Source organism: Acidovorax sp., assembly GCF_046339755.1.
In the GTDB taxonomy this organism is placed as follows: Bacteria; Pseudomonadota; Gammaproteobacteria; order Burkholderiales; family Burkholderiaceae_C; genus Acidovorax.
In genome coordinates this window covers 1-19,768 of record NZ_JBKDTZ010000145.1, presented here as the reverse complement: position 1 = coordinate 19,768, position 19,768 = coordinate 1, and the positions used below count along the sequence as shown (strand labels likewise).

The following is a 19,768-nucleotide window of genomic DNA, read 5'->3' as shown; positions in this document are numbered from 1 at the left end:
CCTGCATGGCTTGCAGGATCTGCAGGCCGGTGGGGCCGGAGGCGGTGTGGGTCGCAGGCTGGCTGGCTTCGGTCAATATTATTGACTTGAAGATGTGCGCACGCAAGGCATGCCGCGCGGGGCCCCATGCCGTGGGGCGGATGACCGCTCAGCCATATTTCGCTGGCGCAAAGCGGGGGCGGTTTCGATAATCGCGCTGCGGCCAACGCAATTCGGGCGCCGCCGCCATGAGTCCAAAATCCAAAAAAGGGGTGTTTCCATGCGTTCACGATCCATTCCCAGGCCTGCGCGCCTGGCGCTCGCCTGTGCCTTGTGGGCCGCTGCCTGCGGCCTCGCCGGGGCGGCCACCACCTGGTCGCCAGACCGCCCCACCGAGCTGCGCATCGGCAGCCTGGTGGTGGGGGACAATCGCTACGAGAATGTCGTCATCAACATCGCCGGTGTGGTGGGCTTCAGCGCCACGGGGCCCAACCGCACCTACGACAGCTTCAACCCCTCCAACGGGCAGATCACCATCGCATCGCTCACGGTGGGCGGCCAGACCTTCTACGACGTGGTCGTGACCCTGGGCGGCCTGGTCAGCGTGGCGGGCGCCGCGCCGCTGGCAGCCCTGGTACCCAACGACCCCCTGTTCAGCCGCCAGTGGCACCTGCGCAATACCGGCCAGAGCGGCGCCGGCGGCCCCGCCGCCCTGGCTGGCGAGGACCTCAACGTGGGCAAGGCCTGGCAGCTTTCCACCGGCACGGGCGTGCAGATCGCGGTGGTCGACGACGGCCTCGATATCTTCCACGAAGACCTGCGCGTGGTGGCCGGCAAGAGCTGGGACTACCGCACCAATGCCTATGGCGACCCCTCGTCCTCCACCAGCTCGCACGGCACCAGCTGCGGTGGCCTGGCTGCGGCCATCGGCAACAACAACCTGGGCGTGACGGGCGTGGCCTTCAACGCGCGCCTGGTGGGCTACAACCTGCTGTCGGCCACCACCGGCGCCTTTGGCGCCGATGCCGTGAACAGGGACCTGGCCAGCAACCACATCTACACCAACAGCTACGGCGCGGCCGACAGCAACGGCCTTCTGGCGCCGGCCGACGAGCTGTGGCGCGACGCCATCCGCACCGGCATCACCACCGGCCGCGGCGGCAAGGTCGCCATCTACACCTGGGCGGCCGGCAACGGCGCGCCCGAGGACCGCTCGGACTACGACGGCCAGGCCAACTTCCAGGGCGTGCTGGCCATCGGTGCGCTCAACGACCAGGGCCAGCGCTCCTCCTACTCCGAGCCCGGCTCCAACGTGCTGGTCACGGCCTATGGCGGGGAGTTCTGCGGCACGCAGACCACCACCACCACCGACGTGTCGGGTGCGCCCGGCTACAACGACGGCAACAAGCCCGAGGACATCACCGGCAGCCCCAATTACACGCGCTGCATGAACGGCACCTCGGCCGCCACACCCCAGGCGGCCGGTGTGGCCGCGCTGCTGCTGGAGGCCAACCCCGCACTCACCTGGCGCGACGTGCGCGCCATTTTCGCCCGCACCGCGCGCAAGACCGACCCCGCCAACGCCGGCTGGGTGACCAACGGCGGCGGCCTGCACGTGAACCACGAGTATGGTTACGGCGCCATCGACGCGCTGGCCCCCGTGCGTGCCGCTCCCGGCTGGGCCCCGCTGCCCGCGCAGAAGACCGCCACGCAGGCCGCCACGCTGGGCAGCCCGCTGGCCATTGCCGACAACGGCACCGCAGCCACCAGCAGCCTCACGCTGCAGGGCAGCGGCATCGGCAAGCTGGAGTTCGTGGACCTGTCCATCACCTCCAACCACACCAACGTCGGCGACCTGGAGATCACGCTCACCAGCCCCGCGGGCACACGCAGCACCGTGTCGGTGGTGCATGACTGCAAGGACACCGCGGGCGGCGCCGTCACCTGCGGCACTGCGCTGGAATCGGGCTTCACCTTCGGCATCGTGCGCCTGATGGGCGAGGCCGCCGACGGCAACTGGACCCTGTCCGTGCGCGATGGCCGCACGGGCGAGACCGGCAGCGTCTCGGCCTGGAGCATCAAGGCCTATGGCTACTGATGGGCTGAACAACAACAACAGCGCCGCACACCTGCCCGCACGCACGCCACCCCATTCCACCGCATACCTGCCGAGGCCTCACACCATGAAGCGCATCACCATCATCTCTCCCTTGCGCCTTGCCGCAGCGGCGCTGGCCGCCAGCGCCATCGCCACGGGCGCCCTGGCCGCCACCACCGCCCATTACTTCGACGGCAGCGCCCAGCGCACCATCACGCTGGACACCAGCCAGGTGGCCATCATCACCCCCATCCCCGAGGCCGGCGGTGTGCAGTCCCGCAGCATCGCAGCAAGTGGCAGCAACAGCCCCGCGCCCCTGGTGCATTTGCAGCCTGCATCCGCGCCCATGGCCCGGTCGGCCGACACGCACGTCTCCCCCGTCTACCGCGAAGGCACATCCCCCGCAGGGCGGCTCATGGCCCTGCCCGGCGGCGTGGTCGTGAAGTTCAAGCCCGACTGGAGCGACGCCCAGGTGCGTGCCTGGGCGCAGGCCAAGGGACTCACGGTGGCCCAGCGCCTGGGCACCACGGACAACTGGTACCTCATTGCCACTGCCCCCGGCAGCGCCGCGCTGGAGCTGGCCAACCGCCTCCAGGCGGGCGGCGAGGTGCTGGCCGCCACGCCCAACTGGTGGAAGCAGACCGCGGCGCGGTGATCGGCGGCGCTTGCTGGTGCCAGGGTGCGGCGCGCGCTGGCCTTGCGCAAGCCGCGCGCGCCGCCCTTCCATGACCCACGTACTCGAGCGCCCGTTCTTCAACCTGTCCGTGGTGCGCGCGCCGCTGGCTGAGCTGATCGATCAGTTCGCCAGCCTGCCACCCCTGGTGGCGTCGCGGGCCGAGGTAACGGCGCTGGCATTTCCTGCGCAGCCCTATGGCAGGGCTCCTGGCGGCTTGCCGCTGCTGCTGTGGTCGCCTGCCTGCAGCCCGGGGCTCACGGCCGTCATGCCCAGCGTCGGTTCGGGTGATTATTTCGTGCTCGAGTACGCTTGCAAGCGCTTTGGCCACGATGGCGTGGCCGTGCGCAGCACCACGCAGGCGGCCGAGGAGCCCATCAACGAGTTCATCACCTATGCCGACAACCGCATGCAGCGCGCCGTGCGCGCGATGCAGGACTCGCCGCGCTGGGACTTCTACCAGGAGGGGGCGCCACTCCCTTTTGAAGCGGTCCATGCCTACACCGCCCGGCGGGTGCGCGACCGGCTGCAGCGCGAGGCGGTGCTGGACTATCTGCAGGCCTGGGGCGTGCCGGTGCGGGATGAAGCGTTCTGGCACAGTGCCGGGGATGCGGTGACGCTGGTGCGGAGCCTATTGAAGCCAACGGCCACCACCTGAAAGACGTATTGGATCATGGACCTGCTGGTCGGCCTTTTCTCCGCGTTGGTTGCCTTGTGCCATTGGCGCCTGGTGGTCTGCTTGGCCGCTGGTTTGCTGGCTGCCGTGGTGCTTGCCCAGCAAATTTCCTGGTTCACCGGGGGCATGGGCCTTTGGATGGTGCTTTTGGCACTCAGTATCGGAATGCTGTGGCATGGCGATGCTTTTGCAGGCGCCACACCTGCTGCGGTTTCTTCGGCTGCCGTTGCCGGGGAGCGCCCCCGAGGGGAACGCATCTCAAGGCCTTTCGCGGCGCTGGGGCTGTGCCTGACCGGCATGGTGTGGGGCGGCTTGCTCGGCATGGGAGCGGGTTCGCTATGGGCCGGTGCGGCTGTCCTGGCTGCAGCGACATTCGCGGTAGGCCTGTTTTGGGCATGGAGGTCTCCGCGTCCGGTGCCATGGGGCTACATGGCATTTGCGGGCTGCGCTTTGTTGTCCGGGCCGGGGGGGATATGGGTGTTGGCGGAGATCGCGGGGCGGGGGTGACGGGCGTTGCTTTCATCTGGCGGCAGAGCCATGCGAGTTTCGCCATGAAAAACGGGACCCTGAGGCCCCGCCGTTCACTGGCGCTGCGGCCTTGGCTGTCTACTGCTTGCTCTTGCGCCGCTGCTTCTCGTAAGCCACGCACTCCGGCACCGACAGCAGGTCGTTGCTGTCCGCATCGGCCGCGTCGAAGTAGGCCATGCGGGTTTCCACGACCTCCTTGAACGACAGCTTGCCGTCGCCGTCCTTGTCGGCGGCGGCCAGGCGCCTGGTGCGGCCCTTGCCCATGCCGGGCACCTGGGCCAGTTCGGCCAGCACCACGTGGCCGCTGGCGTCCGGGCCCAGGCTGTGCCAGCTCTGCACGATGTCCTGGTGGAACTCGTCGAGCGAGACATTGCCGTCGTGGTCCCGGTCGGCGGCAGCGCAGATGGCCTGCAGCCGCTCGTCCAGCGAGCGCTTGCCGGCCGGGCGTTGCTGCTGGGCACCGGGGGCGGGCTTGGCAGGCGGGGCGGCGCCCGGCGTGCTGGCGGTCGTCTGCGCGGTGGCGGGCATCGCCAGCGCCAGGCCGCAGGCGGCGGCGCAGAGCAGGGGGATGGCTCGGCTCATCTGTGTCATGGGTGGTCCTTTGGGCTGTGTTCCAGAATCATCAATGTGCTTTGGAGCGTGTGAAAAATCTCAGCGAAGCGGTTCTGGCTAGGCGCTGCGTCGCAGGCAGTACGGGTAGTACGACAAGACGCAGCAACGACGCCAGAAGAGATTTTTCACATGCTCTCAGAACCACCAGCGCTGGCTGGGGCTGCGGTTGCACTGATACACCATGGTCGGGTTGCCCGGCCGCAAGCGGCCGTCCACCACGTCCAGGCACTTGCCATTGAGCTGGCTCACGATCTGGCCGCCGCGCGTCGTCCATTGCTGGCTGCGCGAGCCCGAGCAGGACCACAGCACCACGCGGGCGCCGTCGCGCGGGTCGCCGCGCTCCACGTCCAGGCAGAAATCGCGCACGCGGATCTCGCCGCCGCGGCCCACGCGAAAGCGCTGCGAATCCGTGCCGTTGCATTCATACACCTGCAGCGCATTGCCGGGGCGGAAGTTGCCCTTGCTCACGTCCAGGCACAGGCGGCCGTCCACGCGGATCTCGCCGCCCCGGCCACCACCGCCGCCATTGCCATAGTCCGGGTAGCCGGGCCTGCGGTCGTCGTCGCGGTTGTGCTGGTTGGCCAGCAGCGCAATGCCGGCAATCGCTGCCACGGCCGCCACGGCGGCGCCGGCGTTGTTGGAGCTGTTGTTGTTGCCGCCGCCCTGCGCATAGCTGCGCGTGATGCGAAAACGCCCGCCGCAGCCATCGTTGGTCCACAGCTCGCGGTTGGTGAGGTCATAGCCCCAGCTGCGGTTGAAGCGGCAGGCGCCCTGCACCTGCTCGGCCAGGTCCACCTGGGTCACGTCGTCCGCCAGGCGGGCCGAGGTGTAGCCGCCATTGGAGCGCAGCTCCACGATCTGGTCCGGTGGCTGCTGTGCCTGCACCGCCGGGTGCGTCTGGGCAAGCATCAGCGGCACGCACAGCAGCCAGGCCTTGCGCCGCATGCGGGTCGGGTGTTGGGTCATGGTCTCGTTCCTCCTAGTTGCAATGGTCGCGACGGTATGCAATCCATCTCTTAGCCGGCATTATGTGCGCGTGGCATGTCGCTTCGGTTCAAGCCAGGGGCTGATTTCGTAAGCAACTATGATCCACCGCGCTTCCTGCGAGATCGAGATGTCCGCCATGCTTGTAACTGCCGCCGCCCTGATCTGGTTGACCGGGCTTGCCCATTCCGTGCTGGGCGAGCGCTATCTGCTCATGCGCCTGTTCAGGCGCGAGGAGGTTCTGCCCCGGCTGCTGGGCAGCACCGCCTTCACCGCAGGCACGCTGCGCTTCGTGTGGCACCTCCTCACGGTTGTGTGGTGGGGCCTGGCCTATGTGGTGCTGTCGCTGGGCAACGGACCGTTGTCACGGGATCACCTGTTGCTGGCCATCGGCGTCACCGCGCTGGTGTCCGCCGTGTTTCCCCTGTACTTCACACGGGGCAAGCACCTGTCGTGGGTGGCGTTGCTGGCCGTGGGGTCCTTGCTCCTGGCTAGCCGAACCGCAGCGCCATGATGCCGGCGACGATGGTGCATACCCCCATGGCCTTGCCCGCGCCAAACGGCTCGCGCAGCCACAGCGTGCCCAGCAGTGCGGCGAACAGCACCGAGGTCTCGCGCAGCGCTGCCACCACGGCCACGGGTGCGCGCGTCATGGCCCACAGGGCGATGGCATAGCTGCCCAAAGAGGCCAGCGTGCCCAGGCTGGCAATGCGCCAGCGCCCGGCCATGTAGGCCAGTGCGGCGCGGCGCCCCCGCGGCCCGCGCTGGTACAGCACCACCAGCAGGTAGGGAATGCCGTCGAACAGGAACAGCGCCGCCACATAGGCGCCCGCGTCGCCTGCGGCGCGCACGCCCAGGCCGTCGATCACGGTGTAGGCCGCGATAATGAGCGCATTCACGAGTGCGAAGCGCAGCGCCCGGCCGCGCTGCCCTTGCGGCGCCGCGCTGGCGCGCGACAGCCCCAGCAGCAGCACACCCGCGCAGATGCCCGCCACGCCGGCCCAGGCCAGGAGCGACAGCGATTCGCCCAGCAACTGGTGGCTGCCCAGCGCCACCAGCAGCGGTGCGCAGCCGCGCATCACGGGGTAAGTGAGGCCCAGGTCGCCATGGCGGTAGGCACCCGCCAGCGCCAGGTAGTAGCCGATGTGGATCACGCTGGAGGCGGCGATGTACGGCCAGGCCGCGGCCGCCGGCAGCCCCGTGGCCAGCAGCAGCGGTGCGGCGATGAAGACCCCCAGGCTGTGGATCAGCGCGGTGTCGAGCTCCTTGTCTGCGGCCGACTTGATGAGCGCATTCCAGCTGGCGTGCAGCAGCGCGCCGAACAGCACGGCCGCCACCACGGGCGCGGCCAGCGTCACGCGGGAGTGCTTTCCAGCATGCAGCGGCGTGCGCGTGCCAGGTAGTGGGCCATGGGCGGGGTGGTGAAGTCGGTCTGCTTGGCCAGGTCGTCCCACAGGCGCACGCGCACCGCCTCATGGGCGTGGGGGCTGCTCAGGAACTCCTGCGCCTGCTCGGGCGTGAACACGCCGCCCTGCAACTGCAGGCTGCGCCGGGAGTCCTCGGACAACGCCGCCAGGTAGTGCGGCTGCACGGCGCACAGGTAGCGCTTGGCATCCACGTGCCAGCGGATCGCGTCCAGCACCCGGTCCGAAAACAGGCCGCGCAGAAAGGGCAGGGCGTAGAACTGGTGCAGGTCGTCGATGCCGCGCAGCGTGGGCGACTCGCCCTGCTCATTGAGCAGGTGGCCCAGGTCGTGCAGCAGCGCGGCGGTGACCAGCTCGTCGTCGGCACCGGACTGCTCGGCCAGGTGCGCGCACTGCAGTGCATGCTCAAGCTGCGTGACCGGCTCGCCGCTGTACTGCGCACCGCCCTTGCGGGCGAACAGTTTGCCGATATCGTCCAGTGTCAGTGCCATGGCGTGCTCCTCGTATGGGGTCAGGCCGCGACGGTGCGCCGGGTACCTGGGGTGGCGGCGGCTGCAGCCAACTGCGGATTGCCGTGCCGGGCCTCGTAGTTCAGGCGTGTGCGCTCGCGGCTGTTCATCACATGGTCGTGCATGGCCTGGCCGGCGGCCTCGGCATCGCCCGCGGCAAGGGCCTTGACGATGGCCTTGTGCTCGCGCGAGTACACGGCCATGGATTCCTCGGTGAGGTTCTGGCGGCGGAACAGCGACAGCTCGTTGACCAGCTTGCGGTAGGTGGCCACCAGCTTGGCATTGCCCGCCAGCTCCAGCAGCCGGTCGTGGAACTGCAGGTTGAAGCGGTGGTAGTCCTGCGCGTTGCCGCCCTTGACGGCCTGATCCATGGCATCGACCAACTGGCGCAGCTCGCGCACCTCGGTGGCGGTGGCCGTCTGCGCGAGCTTGCGGCCCACGTACAGGTCCATCACGGCACGCACCTCGAAGATCTCCAGCGCCTCCTCGATCGGCACGGCGCGCACGAACACGCCGCGGTTCTTCTCGGTGCGTACCAGGCCCGCCTCTTCGAGCAGGCGAAACGCCTCGCGCACCGGCCCGCGCGATACGCCCAACTGGTCGGCCAGCGTGGCCTCGGTGAGCTTGGCGCCGGGCAGCAGGGCGCCGTCCAGAATCATGCGTTCGATCTCGTTTTGCACCAGCTTGGGCAGCGAATTGCCCTGAAGCTGTGCAATGGTGGTGCGGGTGCTGGAGGAGGGTGTCGCCATGGGATGCAATGGTACGTTGCAGAGTGCAGATTGTCTACAATCTGCGATATGCAATAGACAATCAACCGGGTTGGCCTGCATTTTGCATCAGCAATGTGTCATGAAGATGACTTGTCGCGTCGGCATATTCGCCGTTTTTCTGACCCGGAGTTCTTCCATGCAAATTGCAAAACACCTCATCGCCGCAGCCCTCGGGCTGGTTGTTGCCGCTGCCGCCCATGCGCAAAAGACCGAACTCGTGGTCTACACCGCGCTCGAGACGGACCAGCTCAAGGCCTACCAGGAGGCCTTCAACAAGGTGCACCCCGACATCTCCATCAAGTGGGTGCGCGACTCCACCGGCGTCATCACCGCCAAGCTGCTCGCCGAAAAGGCCAACCCCCAGGCCGACGCGATCTGGGGCGTGGCCGCCTCCAGCCTGGCCCTGTTCGACAAGAGCGGCATGCTCGAGCCCTATGCGCCTCTGAACCTCGACGCGCTGATGCCCCAGTACCGCGACAAGAAGAAGGTGCCCGCCTGGTGGGGCATGGACGTGTTCGGCGCCGTGGTGTGCTTCAACACCGTCGAGGCCAAGAAGAAGAACATTGCCCTGCCCACCACCTGGAAGGACCTGCTCAAGCCCGAGTTCAAAGGCCAGGTAGTGATGCCCAACCCGGCTTCGTCGGGCACCGGCTATTTCGACGTGGCGGCATGGCTGCAGCTGTGGGGCGATGACAACGGCAAGGGCGGCGGCTGGAAGTACATGGACGCGCTGCACGAGAACATCGCCCAGTACACGCACTCGGGCTCCAAGCCCTGCAACATGGCGGCGGCCGGCGAGTTCGTGGCCGGCATCTCCTTCGAGTACCGTGGCTACACAAACAAGGCCAAGGGCGCGCCGATCGAACTGGTGTTCCCCAAGGAAGGCCTGGGCTGGGACCTAGAGGGCTTTGCCGTCTACAAGGGCACCAAGAAGCTCGACGCCGCCAAGAAGCTGGCCGACTGGGCCTCGTCCAAGGACGCCATGGTCCTGTACGGCAAGAACTTCGCCATCACCGCGCAGCCCGGCGTGGCGCCCAAGCTGGCCCACATCCCGGCCGACTACGAGGCGCGCCTGATCAAGATGGACTTCGAGCAGTCGGCCACCAGCCGCGAGCGCGTGCTGGCCGAATGGACGCGCCGCTACGACACCAAGAGCGAAGCGAAGAAGTGATGTTTGCCCCCCGAGAGGCCATGGAGGGCCGCGGCGGCGAGCCGCTGCCGGCAAAGGCGACCATGCACACCACCACCACCCCTGACAGCGGCACCTACCTGGAACTGCAGGGCGTGCACAAGCGCTATGGCGGCTTCACCGCACTGCAAAGCATCGACCTGGCGATTGCGCGCGGCGAGTTCGTGTGCTTCCTGGGCCCCTCGGGCTGCGGCAAGACCACGCTGCTGCGCACCATCGCCGGGCTGGAGACGCAGACCGCCGGCCGCATCCTGCAGTCCGGGCGCGACATTTCCGTGCTGCCGCCCGCGCAGCGCGACTACGGCATTGTGTTCCAGTCCTACGCGCTGTTCCCCAACCTCAGCATTGCCGACAACGTCGCCTACGGCCTGGTCAACCGGCGCCAGCCGCGCGCGCAGATCGCTGCGCGCGTGGATGAGCTGCTGGCGCTGGTGGGCCTGCCCGGCAGCGGCACCAAGTACCCGGCGCAGATGTCCGGTGGCCAGCAGCAGCGCGTGGCGCTGGCGCGGGCACTGGCCACATCGCCGGGGCTGCTGCTGCTGGACGAGCCGCTCTCGGCGCTCGACGCCATCGTGCGCGTGCGCCTGCGCAACGAGATCCGCGCGCTGCAGCGCGAGCTGGGCGTGACCACGGTGATGGTCACGCACGACCAGGAGGAGGCCCTGTCCGTGGCCGACCGCATCGTGGTCATGAACCACGGTGTGATCGAGCAGGTGGGCACGCCCGCGCAGGTCTACCGTGAGCCGGCCTCGCCCTTCGTGGCGCAGTTCATCGGCAAGGTCAACCGGCTACAGGCCGTGGCCGAAGGCGACCACTGGTTTCGCTGCGGCAACAAGCGCCTGCAGTGCGCGCCTGGCGCGGGCGCCGATTTCCGGGCCGGCCGGCCGGTGGAGCTGTTCCTCAGGCCCGAGGACCGCGTGGTCGGCGCGCTGGCCGACGAAACCCCGGGCCTGTGCATGGGCCGCGTGCTGCGCATCGAGTTCCTGGGCGGCAACTGCCTGGCCGAAGTCGATGTCGATGGCCTGCCCGGCCAGCCGCTGCAGCTGCAGTACTCGCTCAACCAGATGGACGAATTCGGCGTGCGCGAAGGCGCGACACTGCGCTTTGCGCTGCGCATGGACCGGCTGCGCGTGTTCGCGGCCCAGGGCGCAGGGGAGGGCGCATGAACGCCATGGTTCTGCCCGTGGCCGCGCCCCCGCTGCGCCAGCGCCTGCACTGGAGCGACCGCATCGCCCACGCGGGCCTCTTGGCCGTGGTGCTGCTGCTCTGCCTGGGCCTGCTGGCGCCGCTGGTGGCCATTCTGTCGCAGTCGCTGCAGGGCAATGGGGCCAACGCCGGCCTCTCGGCATTCACCGCCTACCTGGCTTCTCCCGCACTGCTGGGCAGCCTGTGGAACAGCGTCTGGGTGTCGCTGCTGGTCACGGCCATCGTGGTGCCGCTGGCCTTCACCTTTGCCTACGCGCTCACGCGCAGCTGCATGCCGGGCAAAGGCCTGCTGCGCACCACCATGCTGCTGCCGCTGCTGGCGCCCTCGCTGCTGTCGGCCATCTCCATGATCTACTGGTTCGGCAACCAGGGCATTGCCAAGGACTTCTGGCAGGGGTTGGGCTTCACCGGCATCTACGGCGCGCCGGGCATTGAGCTGGCGCAGAGCTTCGCCACCTTTCCGCATGAGCTTATGATCCTGGTCACGGCGCTGTCGCTGGCCGATGCGCGGCTGTACGAGGCCGCCGACGCCATGGGCACGGGCATGGTGCGCAAGTTCTTCACCATCACGCTGCCAGGCGCCAAGTACGGGCTGATCTCGGCCGCGCTGGTCTGTTTCACCCTGGTCATCACCGACTTCGGCATCCCCAAGGTGGTGGGTGGCAATTTCAACGTGCTGGCCACCGACGTGTTCAAGCTCGTCATCGGCCAACAGGATTTTCAGCGCGGTGCCGTGGTGGCCCTGTTGCTGCTGCTGCCCGCGGTGCTGACCTTTGGCGTTGATGCGCTGGTGCAGCGCAAGCAGACCGCCACGCTCACTGCGCGTGCCGTGGCCCTGGTGCCCCGGCGCCGGCGCGGCTTCGACACGCTGATGCTGCTGTACTGCCTGGCCATCGCGGCGCTGGTGCTGGCCATGTTCGGCATGGCGGTGTTCGCCTCCTTCGCCAAGTTCTGGCCCTACAACCTGGCGCCCAGCCTCAACCACTATGTCGCAGGCCTGGTGGATGCGGGCGTGTCCACCGCGCTGTTCAACAGCCTGAAGCTCGCCGCCGGCACCGCCGTGGTGGGCACCGTGGTGGTCTTCGTGGGGGCCTACCTGCTGGAGAAGACGCGCGGCATGGACGCGCTGCGCCCCGTGGTGCGCCTGCTGGCCACGCTGCCCATGGCCGTGCCGGGCCTGGTGCTGGGCCTCGGGTACATCTTCTTCTTCAACGCGCCGGGCAACCCGCTCAATGGGTTGTACCAGACCCTGCCGCTCATGGTGCTGTGCACCGTGGTGCACTTCTACACCACGGGCCATATCACCATGGTCACCGCGCTCAAGTCCATCGACGCGGAGTTCGACGCCGTCTCGGCCTCGCTCAAGGTGCCGCAGTACAAGACCTTCTGGCGTGTGACCCTGCCGATCTGCCTGCCCGTGCTGCTCGATGTGTCGCGCTACTTCTTCATCAACGCCATGACCACCATCTCGGCCGTGGTGTTCCTGTACTCGCCCGACACGCGCCTGGCCTCGCTGGCCATCCTCAACCTCGACGAAGCCGGCGACACCGGCCCTGCCGCCGCCATGGCCGTGCTCATCGCCGCCACCTCGGCCGTGGTCACGCTGGCGTACCTGGGCCTGGGCAAGCTCGTCGACAAGCGCACGCAGGCCTGGCGCGCTCCGGCAAGATGACGATGACACACCGCCTTGCCATCTTCGACCTCGACAACACCCTGCTCACCGGCGACAGCGAGGTGCTGTGGCTGGCCTGGTTGCGCGAGCAGGGCCTGCTCGATGCCGCCATGGCCGAGCGCAATGCCGACATGGACCGGCGCTACCACGCCGGCACCGTGGCGCCCCATGAGTTCTGCAGCTTCTACGCCGCGCTGTTCGCGGGCCGCACGCCGCAGCAATGGCAGCCGCTGCTGGACGGGTGGTTCCGCCATGTGATCGCCCCGCGCATCCCCGAGGCCGCGCACGCCCTGGTGCAGCGCCACCGCGATGCGGGCGATGTGCTGGTGCTGAGCACCGCATCGAGCCGCATCCTGGCCGAACCCAGCGCGCAGGCGCTGGGCTTTGCGCACCTGATCGCCACCGAACTCGCGCTGCTGCCCGATGGCCGCTTCGCCGGTTGGACGGAGGGCACGCTGAACATGCGCGAAGGCAAGGTGATCCGCCTGCGTGAGTGGCTGGTCGCGCGCCACGACGATGCCGATGCCGCGCTGGCCAGCGCCAGCTTCTACAGCGATTCCATCAATGACCTGCCCCTGCTGCAGGCCGCGGGCCACCCTGTGGTGGTCGACCCCGACCCGCGCCTGCTGGCCGAGGCCCAGGCACGCGCCTGGCCCGTGCTGCGGCTGGCGCGCAATTTTCTTGCCACCGAGACAACATGACGACAAGCAACCCTTCTGAACCCCATTTCGACCTCATCGTGGTCGGCGCCGGCATCGTCGGCCTGGCCCATGCCTACACCGCGGCACAGCGCGGTCTCAAGGTCTGCGTGGTGGAGCGCGATGCCGCCTGCGTGGGCGCATCGATCCGCAACTTCGGCTTCATCACCGTCACCGGCCAGGGCGCGGGCGACACCTGGCGCCGCGCCAAGCGTGCGCGCGAGGTGTGGGGCACTGTCGCCCCGCAGGCCGGCATAGCCGCCGTGCACCACGGCCTGTACCTCAGCGCCTTCCGCCCGCTGGCGCACTCCGTGCTCGAAGCCTTCATGCGCACGGAGATGGCCGAGGGCTGCGAGCTGCTGGACACGGCCGAAGCCGCACGCCGCGCGCCCGCGCTGCAGCTCGATGGCGCCCAGTCCGTGCTCTACAGCCCGCACGAGATGCGCGTGGAATCGCGCACCGCCATTGGCCTGCTGGCGCGCTGGCTGGCCGAAGCCCATGGCGTGCAGTTCCGCTTCGGCGAAGCCGTGCTCGAAGTGGCCACACCGCGCGTGCGCACGTCGCGCGCCGTGCTGCATGCCGAGCGCGTGGCCGTGTGTACCAATACCGAGCTGCATGGCCTGTTCGCCGAGCGCCTGGCGCCACACGACCTGCGCCTGTGCCAGCTGCAGATGCTGCGCGTAATGCCCGAGCCCGGTTTCAAGCTCCCCGGCTCCGTGATGGCCGACCTGAGCCTGGTGCGCTACCACGGCTACAGCCGCCTGCCCGAGGCCGCGCCGCTGCTCACGCAGATTCGCCGCGAAGAGGGCGAATCGCTGGACCACGGCATCCACCTCATCGTGGTGCAGAGCGCTGATGGTTCGCTGGTGGTGGGCGATTCGCACCACTACGGCGCCGCGCCCGAGCCCTTTGCCAGCGAGCGCGTGGACGCGCTCATCCTGCGCCACCTGCGCGAAACCCTGCGCCTGCGGGAGGCCACCGTCACCGCGCGCTGGGTCGGCACCTACCCCTCGTCGGCCAGCACCGACTGCCTGATCGACGCCCCCGACGACGCCACCCGCGTGGTGCTGGTCACCAGTGGCACCGGCGCCAGCACCGCCTTTGGCATTGCAGAAGACGTTTTCGCCGCCTGGTGACGCGCCCCCCATCCATCACAACAGAACCATGAGCAACACCACCCCGTCCGTCCCCGCCGTATCGTCCGCGCGCGATCAATTGAGCGCCGTCGTCTTCGACTGGGCCGGCACCATCCTCGACTTCGGTTCCTGCGCGCCCATGGGCGCCTTCGTGCGCCTGTTCGAGCAGTTCGGCATCACCATCAGCATCGCCCAGGCGCGTGGCCCCATGGGCATGGCCAAGTGGGACCACATCCAGGCCCTGGGCCGGCTGCCCGAGGTCGCCGCGCAGTGGCAGGCCAAGTACGGCCGTGCGTTGACCGACGCCGACGTGGATGAACTGTACGAAGTGTTCACGCCGCTCAACGCCGCCGTGGTGCCCGACTTCTGCGACTTCATCCCCGGCGCGCTCGGCGCCGTGGCCGCCGTGCGCGCACGCGGCCTCAAGGTCGGCTCCACCACCGGCTACAACCGCCCCATCATGGAAGTCGTCAGCGCCATCGCCGCCCGGGGCGGCTATGTGCCCGACAACCTGGTCTGCGCCGGCGACCAGGCCACCGGCCGGCCCACCCCGCTGATGATGTGGCAGTGCTTTGCCGACCTGGGCATCTGCTGGCCCGCCACCGTGGTCAAGGTCGACGACACCGAGGTCGGCGTGCAGGAGGGCCTGGCCGCAGGCACCTGGGCCATTGGCTTGGCCGTCAGCGGCAACGCCATGGGCCTGCCCCTGGCCGAATGGCAGGCGCTCGGCCCGGCCGAGCAGGCCGAGCGCCGCGCGGCGGCCGAGGCGAAGCTGCGCGCTGCCGGCGCGCACTACGTCATCGACTCGGTGGCTGAGTTGCCGCCCGTGCTCGATGCGATTGCCGCGCGGCTGGCGCGCGGGGAGCAGCCGGGCAGGGCGGGGGCCTGAGCCTCCCGCCCTGGGTCAACAAGCCTGGGGCGAATAGACCTGCTCACGCGGCATGAGCAGGCGGGCATCACGCGCCATGGCCAGCGGGCGCTGCGCATGCACAAAGGGCGTCATGTCGATCACTTCGAGCAATTCGCTGGTGGCAAACGCCTTGAGCGTCTGGCCGCGCAGGCCCAGTTGCACGGCCCGGCGCTCCAGCGGCGCGCCCAGCGGGTCGTGGTCGGGGTCCCACTGCAGGCGCACGTCCGATGCCTCCACTGCGGCCTTCCAGTCCTCGCGGCTGGCGTACTGCGCCGGCTGCCAGGTGGATGCCACGGCGTTGGCCAATATGCGGTCGAAGAACGCACGCCGGATGCGCAAGCCCACCACCATCTCCTGCCCGGGCTTGGTGGCCCAACCGCAGCGGTACATCATCCACAGGAAGTTGGGCTTGATCCAGCTCATGCGGTTGAAGCTGTAGGTGGGGCCGCCGAAATGGCCATGCTGCAACGCATACAGCGCCGTCTCGGGCCGGTACGCCTGGTAGACGACGATGCTCTCGTCATCGAAGTGGGCAAGGATGTGCTCACCCGATACGGGCCACCCGGCGTCCTGAAGGCTGTGCAACTCGATTGTCAGCTTCATGCTGTGCCCTCCTGCTGCAGCCGGGTGAGGTATTGCGCACCCACCTGGTCCGTCAGCCACACGCCATTCTCCGAGCGATAGAACACATGACCTTCCTGCTGCATGCGCAGGGCGTCCACCACCAGCACCACGGGCAGCCCATGCCTTGTACCCACGGACACCGCGACATCCTGCCTCTCGGTCAGGTGCACATGGTGGCGACTGCCGCGCAGCAGGCCTTGCTTCAGTATGGATGCGAGAAAGCGCGAGGCCGTGCCGTGGTACAGGCGATCCGGTGGCACCTGCGGCACCAGGCCCAGGTCCACCTGCACCGAGTGCCCTTGGTTGGCGCGGATGCGCAGCCCGTCGTCGCTGAAGGCAAAGCGCTGCTTGTCGTTGCTGGCCACCACCTCGCCGAGCAGGGCAGGGCTGATGCGTTTGCCTGCACGCTCGCAGGCGGCCAGCAGCTCGGCCACCGGCACCCAGCCGCCTTCGCCCAGGCTGATGCCGATGCGGCCGGGCTCGTGGCGCAGCACCAGGCTCAGGAACTTGCTGGTGGACACGATGCGTTTGCTCTGATCGTTGTTGTTGTTCATGGACGGTTTCCTTTCTTCTTGTTGTTGTCATGTACGGTGCCCGGCATGGCGCCATTCACCGTTTGCAACAGCATGCCGCTTGACTTAGTACTGTTGTGAAACTATCATAAGTTCAACAGATAAACTAAGTCAACGGATTTTTCGAAGGGCATCACCATGGCAAGGTTCAAGGCCATCCAGGGCGACATCACCCGGCTGCAGGTGGACGCCATCGTCAATGCCGCCAACACCTCTTTGCTGGGCGGTGGCGGGGTGGACGGCGCCATCCACCGTGCGGCGGGGCCCGAGCTGCTGCAAGCCTGCCGTTCGCTCAATGGCTGCAAGGTGGGCCAGGCCAAGGCCACGCCGGGCTTTCGCCTGCCAGCCCGGTACGTGGTCCATACCGTGGGCCCGGTCTGGTACGGCGGCAACCGCAACGAGGCCGATCTGCTGGCAGCGTGCTACCGCGAATCCATCGCCCTGGCGCTGCAGCACGGCGTGCAGTCCATCGCCTTCCCCTGCATCAGCACGGGCGCCTATGGCTACCCCGCGCAGGCGGCCGCGCAGATCGCGGTGCAGGCCTGCCGCGATGCCGCGGGCGATATGCCGTTGGACATCACCTTCTGCTGCTTCTCTGCGGCCGACCTGGCGCTGTACGAGGCGCTGTTGCGCTGAGAACGTGTTTGCGATCTTTTCGGGGCCGCTCAAGTACCTTGCCGCACTTCGGCGCGCAGGCCCCTGGCGGCCTACAGGCGCCGGGCGCTCACCTGCGAGCACCCGCCACCCTGCACCGTCGCCTCTCCCTCGAACCGCGCGGTAGGCCCCCAGGCCCCGGCCAGGCCCGAATCGCTAACCAGGCCCTGCCAGCTCCAGTGGATGCGCACGGGCGCCTGCTGCGCTGCCTGTGACAGTTCAGCAAAGGCGCGCGACAGCGGGACCACGCCATCGGCGCTGCCCGAGGGCGGCACCCTGACCGAACCCGATGGGCTTGGGGCCGTCGCTGCGGCAGGCCCATGGAGCCGCTGCGCATTCGTGCCCTGGCGTTCTGCCGTGATGCGCAGGCTGCGCGAAGCGGGCGTCCACGGTGCCGTGTCGGCCGACACCCAGACCGTGCGCTCGCTTCGGTTGCGCAGCTCGAACACCAGGTCGATGCCGGCCGTGCCGGTGACGCAGCGGGTGCGCAGCTCCAGGATGTCCGGGGGCACGTTGGTGGCAAAGGCGGTGCCGGCGGACAGGGCCAGCGCGGCGGCGGCTGCAGGCAGCAGCTGCCTTGCCAGGGATAGGGTAGGGGTACGGGCCATGGGTTGGAGGGGGCGCAATGCGGTCGGTGCTGCCGCATTGTGCCGCCTTCCACTCCCTGCGGCCAGGCTGGCCCGGCTGCGCACCCTGCTCAGAAGCTGTGCCGCACCCCCAGGTCCAGGCCCGATGAAGCCTGGTTGGCAGCAGTGGCCGCCCCGTTGAGCGCCGTGGTGGCGCCGCCGCTGTTGCGCACGCGTGCATAGGTGGCGTACAGCGCGGTCCTTTTGGAGAGGTGGTGCACGTAGCCCAGCGAGAGCTTCTTCGTCTCGGGTTCGCTGCCGCCGCCTGCGGCCTGGGTGGCTTGGTACTGGGACCATTGCACCTTCACCTCCCCCGTGCCCACGCGGTAGATGCCGCCCAGTTGCACGCCGCGGCCCACCGTGCCCGTGAGCGTCGCCACCCGGTCGCGGTAGATGCCCCCCATGGCGGTGAAGGGGCCGGCGTCGTAGCGTGCGCCCAGGTTGCTGGAGGTGATGTCCCCCGTGGTCGCGGTGCGTGCATAGCGGGTGCGCGCATGGGCGGCCGACAGGTTCAGCGCCCCTGCGCGATAACCCAGGCGCGCGCCGCTGCCGGTTCCATCGTCTGCTATGGCGCCCGCGTTGCCCGGGTTCTCGCCGCGGTAGTGCTGCAGCTCGCCATACCAGCCGCCCAGCCCGGGCGGCAGAAAGTACATGAGGGCATTGGAAGCGCGCGAGGACACCGGCCCGCCCAGCGATCCCACATTGGTCTGCGACGAACCCACGCCGTTGTTGCCGAACGGGTCGAACTCGAAACGGTTGTAGTACTGCACGGAGTAATCGCGCCCCAGGCGCAGCTCACCCCAGGTGCCTAAAAGGCTCACGGTGGAGCGGCGCCCGAACACCAGGCCACCACCGCCACTGGTCCCGGCGGTCTGGTTACTGGTATTGGTGGTGCCGAAAGTGCCGCTGTCCAGCGTCAGCCCGGCCTCCAGCCAGAAGCCGGCCGACAGCCCGCCGCCCAGGTCCTCCGTGCCGCGCACCCCGATGCGCGACGAGGAGTTGCCGCCCGAGCCCAGCTGCGTGCGGTTGGCGGTGCTGCCCGAGCCGACCTGCACGGTGGCGTCGGCAATGCCGAACAGGGTGACGGAGGACTGGGCGGCCGCCAGGCCGCAGGTGGCCAGCAGTGCCAGCGGGGTCATTGCGTGTTTCATCTTCATGGTGGTGTCTGGGTGGATGGGGAAGGGGGCAGGGCTGCGCCAGCCGGACCTGCTTGCGGAAGGTCGGCGAGGGCGGCGCAGCGCGCCGAGCGGAAAGCTTGTTTGGGGGAAGGGACGAGGACTTTGCTCAGTCCATGCTGACGTTGGCCTTGCGGATCACTTCGGCCCAGCGCTGGGTCTCCAGGCGCACCAGGGCGGCGTACTCCTCGCTGGTGCCGGGCCGGGGCACGGCGCCCTGCACGGCCAGCAGGTCGGCCGTGGCCTTGTCGCGGGCAATGCGGGTGATCTCGGCCGACAGCTTGTCCACGATGGCCTTGGGGGTTGCGGCAGGGGCCAGCACGCCCGACCAGGAATCCACCACGAAATCGGGCACGCCCGCCTCGGCCATGGTCGGCACGTTCGGCAGCGACGGCGAACGCTCCGCCCCGGCAATGGCCAGGGCCCTGAGCTTGCCGCCCTGGATGTGCGGCAGCACGGTGGACAGGTTCACGAACATCAGGTCGATCTGCCCGCCCAGCAGGTCGTTGTTGGCGGGGCCGGCGCCCTTGTAGGGCACATGCTCGAACTCCACCTGGTTGCGCAGTTCGAACATCTCGCCGATCAGGTGGTTCACGCCGCCCGTGCCCGACGAGCCCATGAAGAAGCGCTTGCCCGCCTGGGCCTGGGTGATCAGCTCCTTCACGCTGCGCGCCGGCATCTTGTTGGATACCACCAGCACATTGGGCACCGTGGCGAACAGCGCCACCTGCGCGAAGGCCTTGTTGGCGTCGTACGGAAGGCGCTTGTACAGCAGAGGGTGGAACGACTGGTGCGACGATGCCGCCAGCAGCAGGGTGTGGCCGTCCGGCGGTGCCTTGGCCACGAAATCCGCGCCCAGCGTGCCGCCCGCGCCCGGCTTGTTCTCCACGATGACCTGCTGGCCCAGGGTGCGCGCCAGCCGTTCGGCCAGGATGCGGGCCACGATGTCCACCGTGCCGCCCGAGGCGAAGGGCACGACCAGGCGCACCGGCCGGTCCGGGTAGGTGGAGGCTGCGGCGCCGCTGGCCCAGCAGGCGCTGGCCAAGGCGGCGC

The 19,768-nt window shown here is 68.6% G+C and carries 22 protein-coding genes; 12 read left to right on the top strand and 10 right to left on the bottom strand.

Translation table 11 applies throughout. The annotated features are described in order from the left end of the window. Positions 1-259 precede the first annotated feature (259 nt). The 4 genes from ACK59X_RS11905 to ACK59X_RS11890 all read left to right on the top strand — a co-directional run bounded on the left by ACK59X_RS11905 (position 260) and on the right by ACK59X_RS11890 (position 3,933). Complete coding sequence (locus ACK59X_RS11905; RefSeq protein ID WP_409957530.1) at positions 260-2,077, top strand: S8 family serine peptidase; 1,818 nt, start codon at positions 260-262, stop codon at positions 2,075-2,077. Between the two features lie 85 nt (positions 2,078-2,162). Further along, positions 2,163-2,732, top strand: a complete 570-nt coding sequence (locus tag ACK59X_RS11900; RefSeq protein WP_409957529.1) for a S8 family serine peptidase — start codon at positions 2,163-2,165, stop codon at positions 2,730-2,732. A 70-nt stretch (positions 2,733-2,802) separates the two neighbouring features. Continuing rightward, positions 2,803-3,408: a hypothetical protein gene (locus ACK59X_RS11895; RefSeq protein WP_409957528.1), complete on the top strand. Its 606-nt coding sequence runs from the start codon at positions 2,803-2,805 to the stop codon at positions 3,406-3,408. Positions 3,409-3,423: 15 nt separating this feature from the next. Then, a complete protein-coding gene (locus tag ACK59X_RS11890; protein WP_409957527.1) occupies positions 3,424-3,933 on the top strand; it encodes a hypothetical protein in 510 nt (169 codons plus the stop codon). 99 nt (positions 3,934-4,032) lie between these two features. On the opposite strand, the gene ACK59X_RS11885 is transcribed toward ACK59X_RS11890, so the two are convergent. Together ACK59X_RS11885 and ACK59X_RS11880 are read right to left on the bottom strand one after the other, a co-directional pair. Further along, positions 4,033-4,545, bottom strand: coding sequence for an EF-hand domain-containing protein (locus ACK59X_RS11885; protein ID WP_409957526.1), 513 nt, complete (start codon positions 4,543-4,545; stop codon positions 4,033-4,035). Positions 4,546-4,701: 156 nt separating this feature from the next. Further along, positions 4,702-5,532, bottom strand: a complete 831-nt coding sequence (locus tag ACK59X_RS11880; protein ID WP_409957525.1) for a lectin — start codon at positions 5,530-5,532, stop codon at positions 4,702-4,704. 148 nt (positions 5,533-5,680) lie between these two features. Between ACK59X_RS11880 and ACK59X_RS11875 the strand changes: the two genes are divergently transcribed. Next, positions 5,681-6,064, top strand: coding sequence for a hypothetical protein (locus tag ACK59X_RS11875; RefSeq protein WP_409957524.1), 384 nt, complete (start codon positions 5,681-5,683; stop codon positions 6,062-6,064). Here the strand turns inward: ACK59X_RS11875 and ACK59X_RS11870 are convergent. From ACK59X_RS11870 to ACK59X_RS11860, 3 genes are read right to left on the bottom strand one after another with little or no spacing between them, the layout of a single operon-like run. Continuing rightward, a complete protein-coding gene (locus tag ACK59X_RS11870; RefSeq protein ID WP_409957523.1) occupies positions 6,042-6,908 on the bottom strand; it encodes an EamA family transporter in 867 nt (288 codons plus the stop codon). The two genes, ACK59X_RS11875 and ACK59X_RS11870, sit on opposite strands and share 23 nt — an antisense overlap. Further along, on the bottom strand, positions 6,905-7,465 hold the full coding sequence (locus ACK59X_RS11865; RefSeq protein WP_409957522.1) for a phosphonate degradation HD-domain oxygenase: 561 nt from the start codon (positions 7,463-7,465) through the stop codon (positions 6,905-6,907). Before ACK59X_RS11865 ends, ACK59X_RS11870 begins: the two co-directional genes overlap by 4 nt. A gap of 20 nt (positions 7,466-7,485) precedes the next feature. Continuing rightward, complete coding sequence (locus ACK59X_RS11860) at positions 7,486-8,232, bottom strand: phosphonate utilization associated transcriptional regulator (protein WP_409957521.1); 747 nt, start codon at positions 8,230-8,232, stop codon at positions 7,486-7,488. A 157-nt stretch (positions 8,233-8,389) separates the two neighbouring features. Between ACK59X_RS11860 and ACK59X_RS11855 the strand changes: the two genes are divergently transcribed. The 6 genes from ACK59X_RS11855 to phnX are packed head-to-tail and all read left to right on the top strand — an operon-like array spanning position 8,390 to position 15,043. Further along, positions 8,390-9,424 carry a putative 2-aminoethylphosphonate ABC transporter substrate-binding protein gene (locus tag ACK59X_RS11855; protein WP_409957520.1) on the top strand — a complete coding sequence of 345 codons (1,035 nt, stop codon included), beginning with the start codon at positions 8,390-8,392 and terminating at the stop codon, positions 9,422-9,424. Continuing rightward, complete coding sequence (locus ACK59X_RS11850) at positions 9,424-10,608, top strand: putative 2-aminoethylphosphonate ABC transporter ATP-binding protein (protein WP_409957519.1); 1,185 nt, start codon at positions 9,424-9,426, stop codon at positions 10,606-10,608. Before ACK59X_RS11855 ends, ACK59X_RS11850 begins: the two co-directional genes overlap by 1 nt. Continuing rightward, positions 10,605-12,320: a putative 2-aminoethylphosphonate ABC transporter permease subunit gene (locus ACK59X_RS11845; RefSeq protein WP_409957518.1), complete on the top strand. Its 1,716-nt coding sequence runs from the start codon at positions 10,605-10,607 to the stop codon at positions 12,318-12,320. Before ACK59X_RS11850 ends, ACK59X_RS11845 begins: the two co-directional genes overlap by 4 nt. Before the next feature lie 2 nt (positions 12,321-12,322). Then, the gene (locus ACK59X_RS11840) at positions 12,323-13,021 is read left to right on the top strand and encodes an HAD family hydrolase (protein WP_409957517.1); all 699 of its coding nucleotides are present in this window, start codon (positions 12,323-12,325) and stop codon (positions 13,019-13,021) included. Next, on the top strand, positions 13,018-14,154 hold the full coding sequence (locus ACK59X_RS11835) for a TIGR03364 family FAD-dependent oxidoreductase (protein WP_409957516.1): 1,137 nt from the start codon (positions 13,018-13,020) through the stop codon (positions 14,152-14,154). Before ACK59X_RS11840 ends, ACK59X_RS11835 begins: the two co-directional genes overlap by 4 nt. Before the next feature lie 28 nt (positions 14,155-14,182). Continuing rightward, a complete protein-coding gene (phnX, locus tag ACK59X_RS11830; protein ID WP_409957515.1) occupies positions 14,183-15,043 on the top strand; it encodes a phosphonoacetaldehyde hydrolase in 861 nt (286 codons plus the stop codon). 15 nt (positions 15,044-15,058) lie between these two features. Here phnX and ACK59X_RS11825 read toward each other — a convergent pair whose 3' ends face one another. Next, complete coding sequence (locus ACK59X_RS11825; RefSeq protein ID WP_409957514.1) at positions 15,059-15,667, bottom strand: DUF4291 domain-containing protein; 609 nt, start codon at positions 15,665-15,667, stop codon at positions 15,059-15,061. Continuing rightward, positions 15,664-16,242 carry an RNA 2'-phosphotransferase gene (locus ACK59X_RS11820; RefSeq protein ID WP_409957513.1) on the bottom strand — a complete coding sequence of 193 codons (579 nt, stop codon included), beginning with the start codon at positions 16,240-16,242 and terminating at the stop codon, positions 15,664-15,666. Before ACK59X_RS11820 ends, ACK59X_RS11825 begins: the two co-directional genes overlap by 4 nt. 156 nt (positions 16,243-16,398) lie before the next feature. Between ACK59X_RS11820 and ACK59X_RS11815 the strand changes: the two genes are divergently transcribed. After that, positions 16,399-16,896 (top strand): O-acetyl-ADP-ribose deacetylase, encoded by a 498-nt coding sequence (locus ACK59X_RS11815; RefSeq protein WP_409957512.1) that lies wholly within the window; start codon positions 16,399-16,401, stop codon positions 16,894-16,896. A gap of 71 nt (positions 16,897-16,967) precedes the next feature. On the opposite strand, the gene ACK59X_RS11810 is transcribed toward ACK59X_RS11815, so the two are convergent. From ACK59X_RS11810 to ACK59X_RS11800, 3 genes are all read right to left on the bottom strand, one after another. After that, positions 16,968-17,522 carry a hypothetical protein gene (locus ACK59X_RS11810; RefSeq protein ID WP_409957511.1) on the bottom strand — a complete coding sequence of 185 codons (555 nt, stop codon included), beginning with the start codon at positions 17,520-17,522 and terminating at the stop codon, positions 16,968-16,970. Between the two features lie 89 nt (positions 17,523-17,611). After that, a complete protein-coding gene (locus ACK59X_RS11805) occupies positions 17,612-18,697 on the bottom strand; it encodes a porin (protein WP_409957510.1) in 1,086 nt (361 codons plus the stop codon). Between the two features lie 127 nt (positions 18,698-18,824). Then, the coding region (locus tag ACK59X_RS11800; protein ID WP_409957509.1) for a Bug family tripartite tricarboxylate transporter substrate binding protein at positions 18,825-19,768 on the bottom strand (944 nt) is incomplete at its 5' end.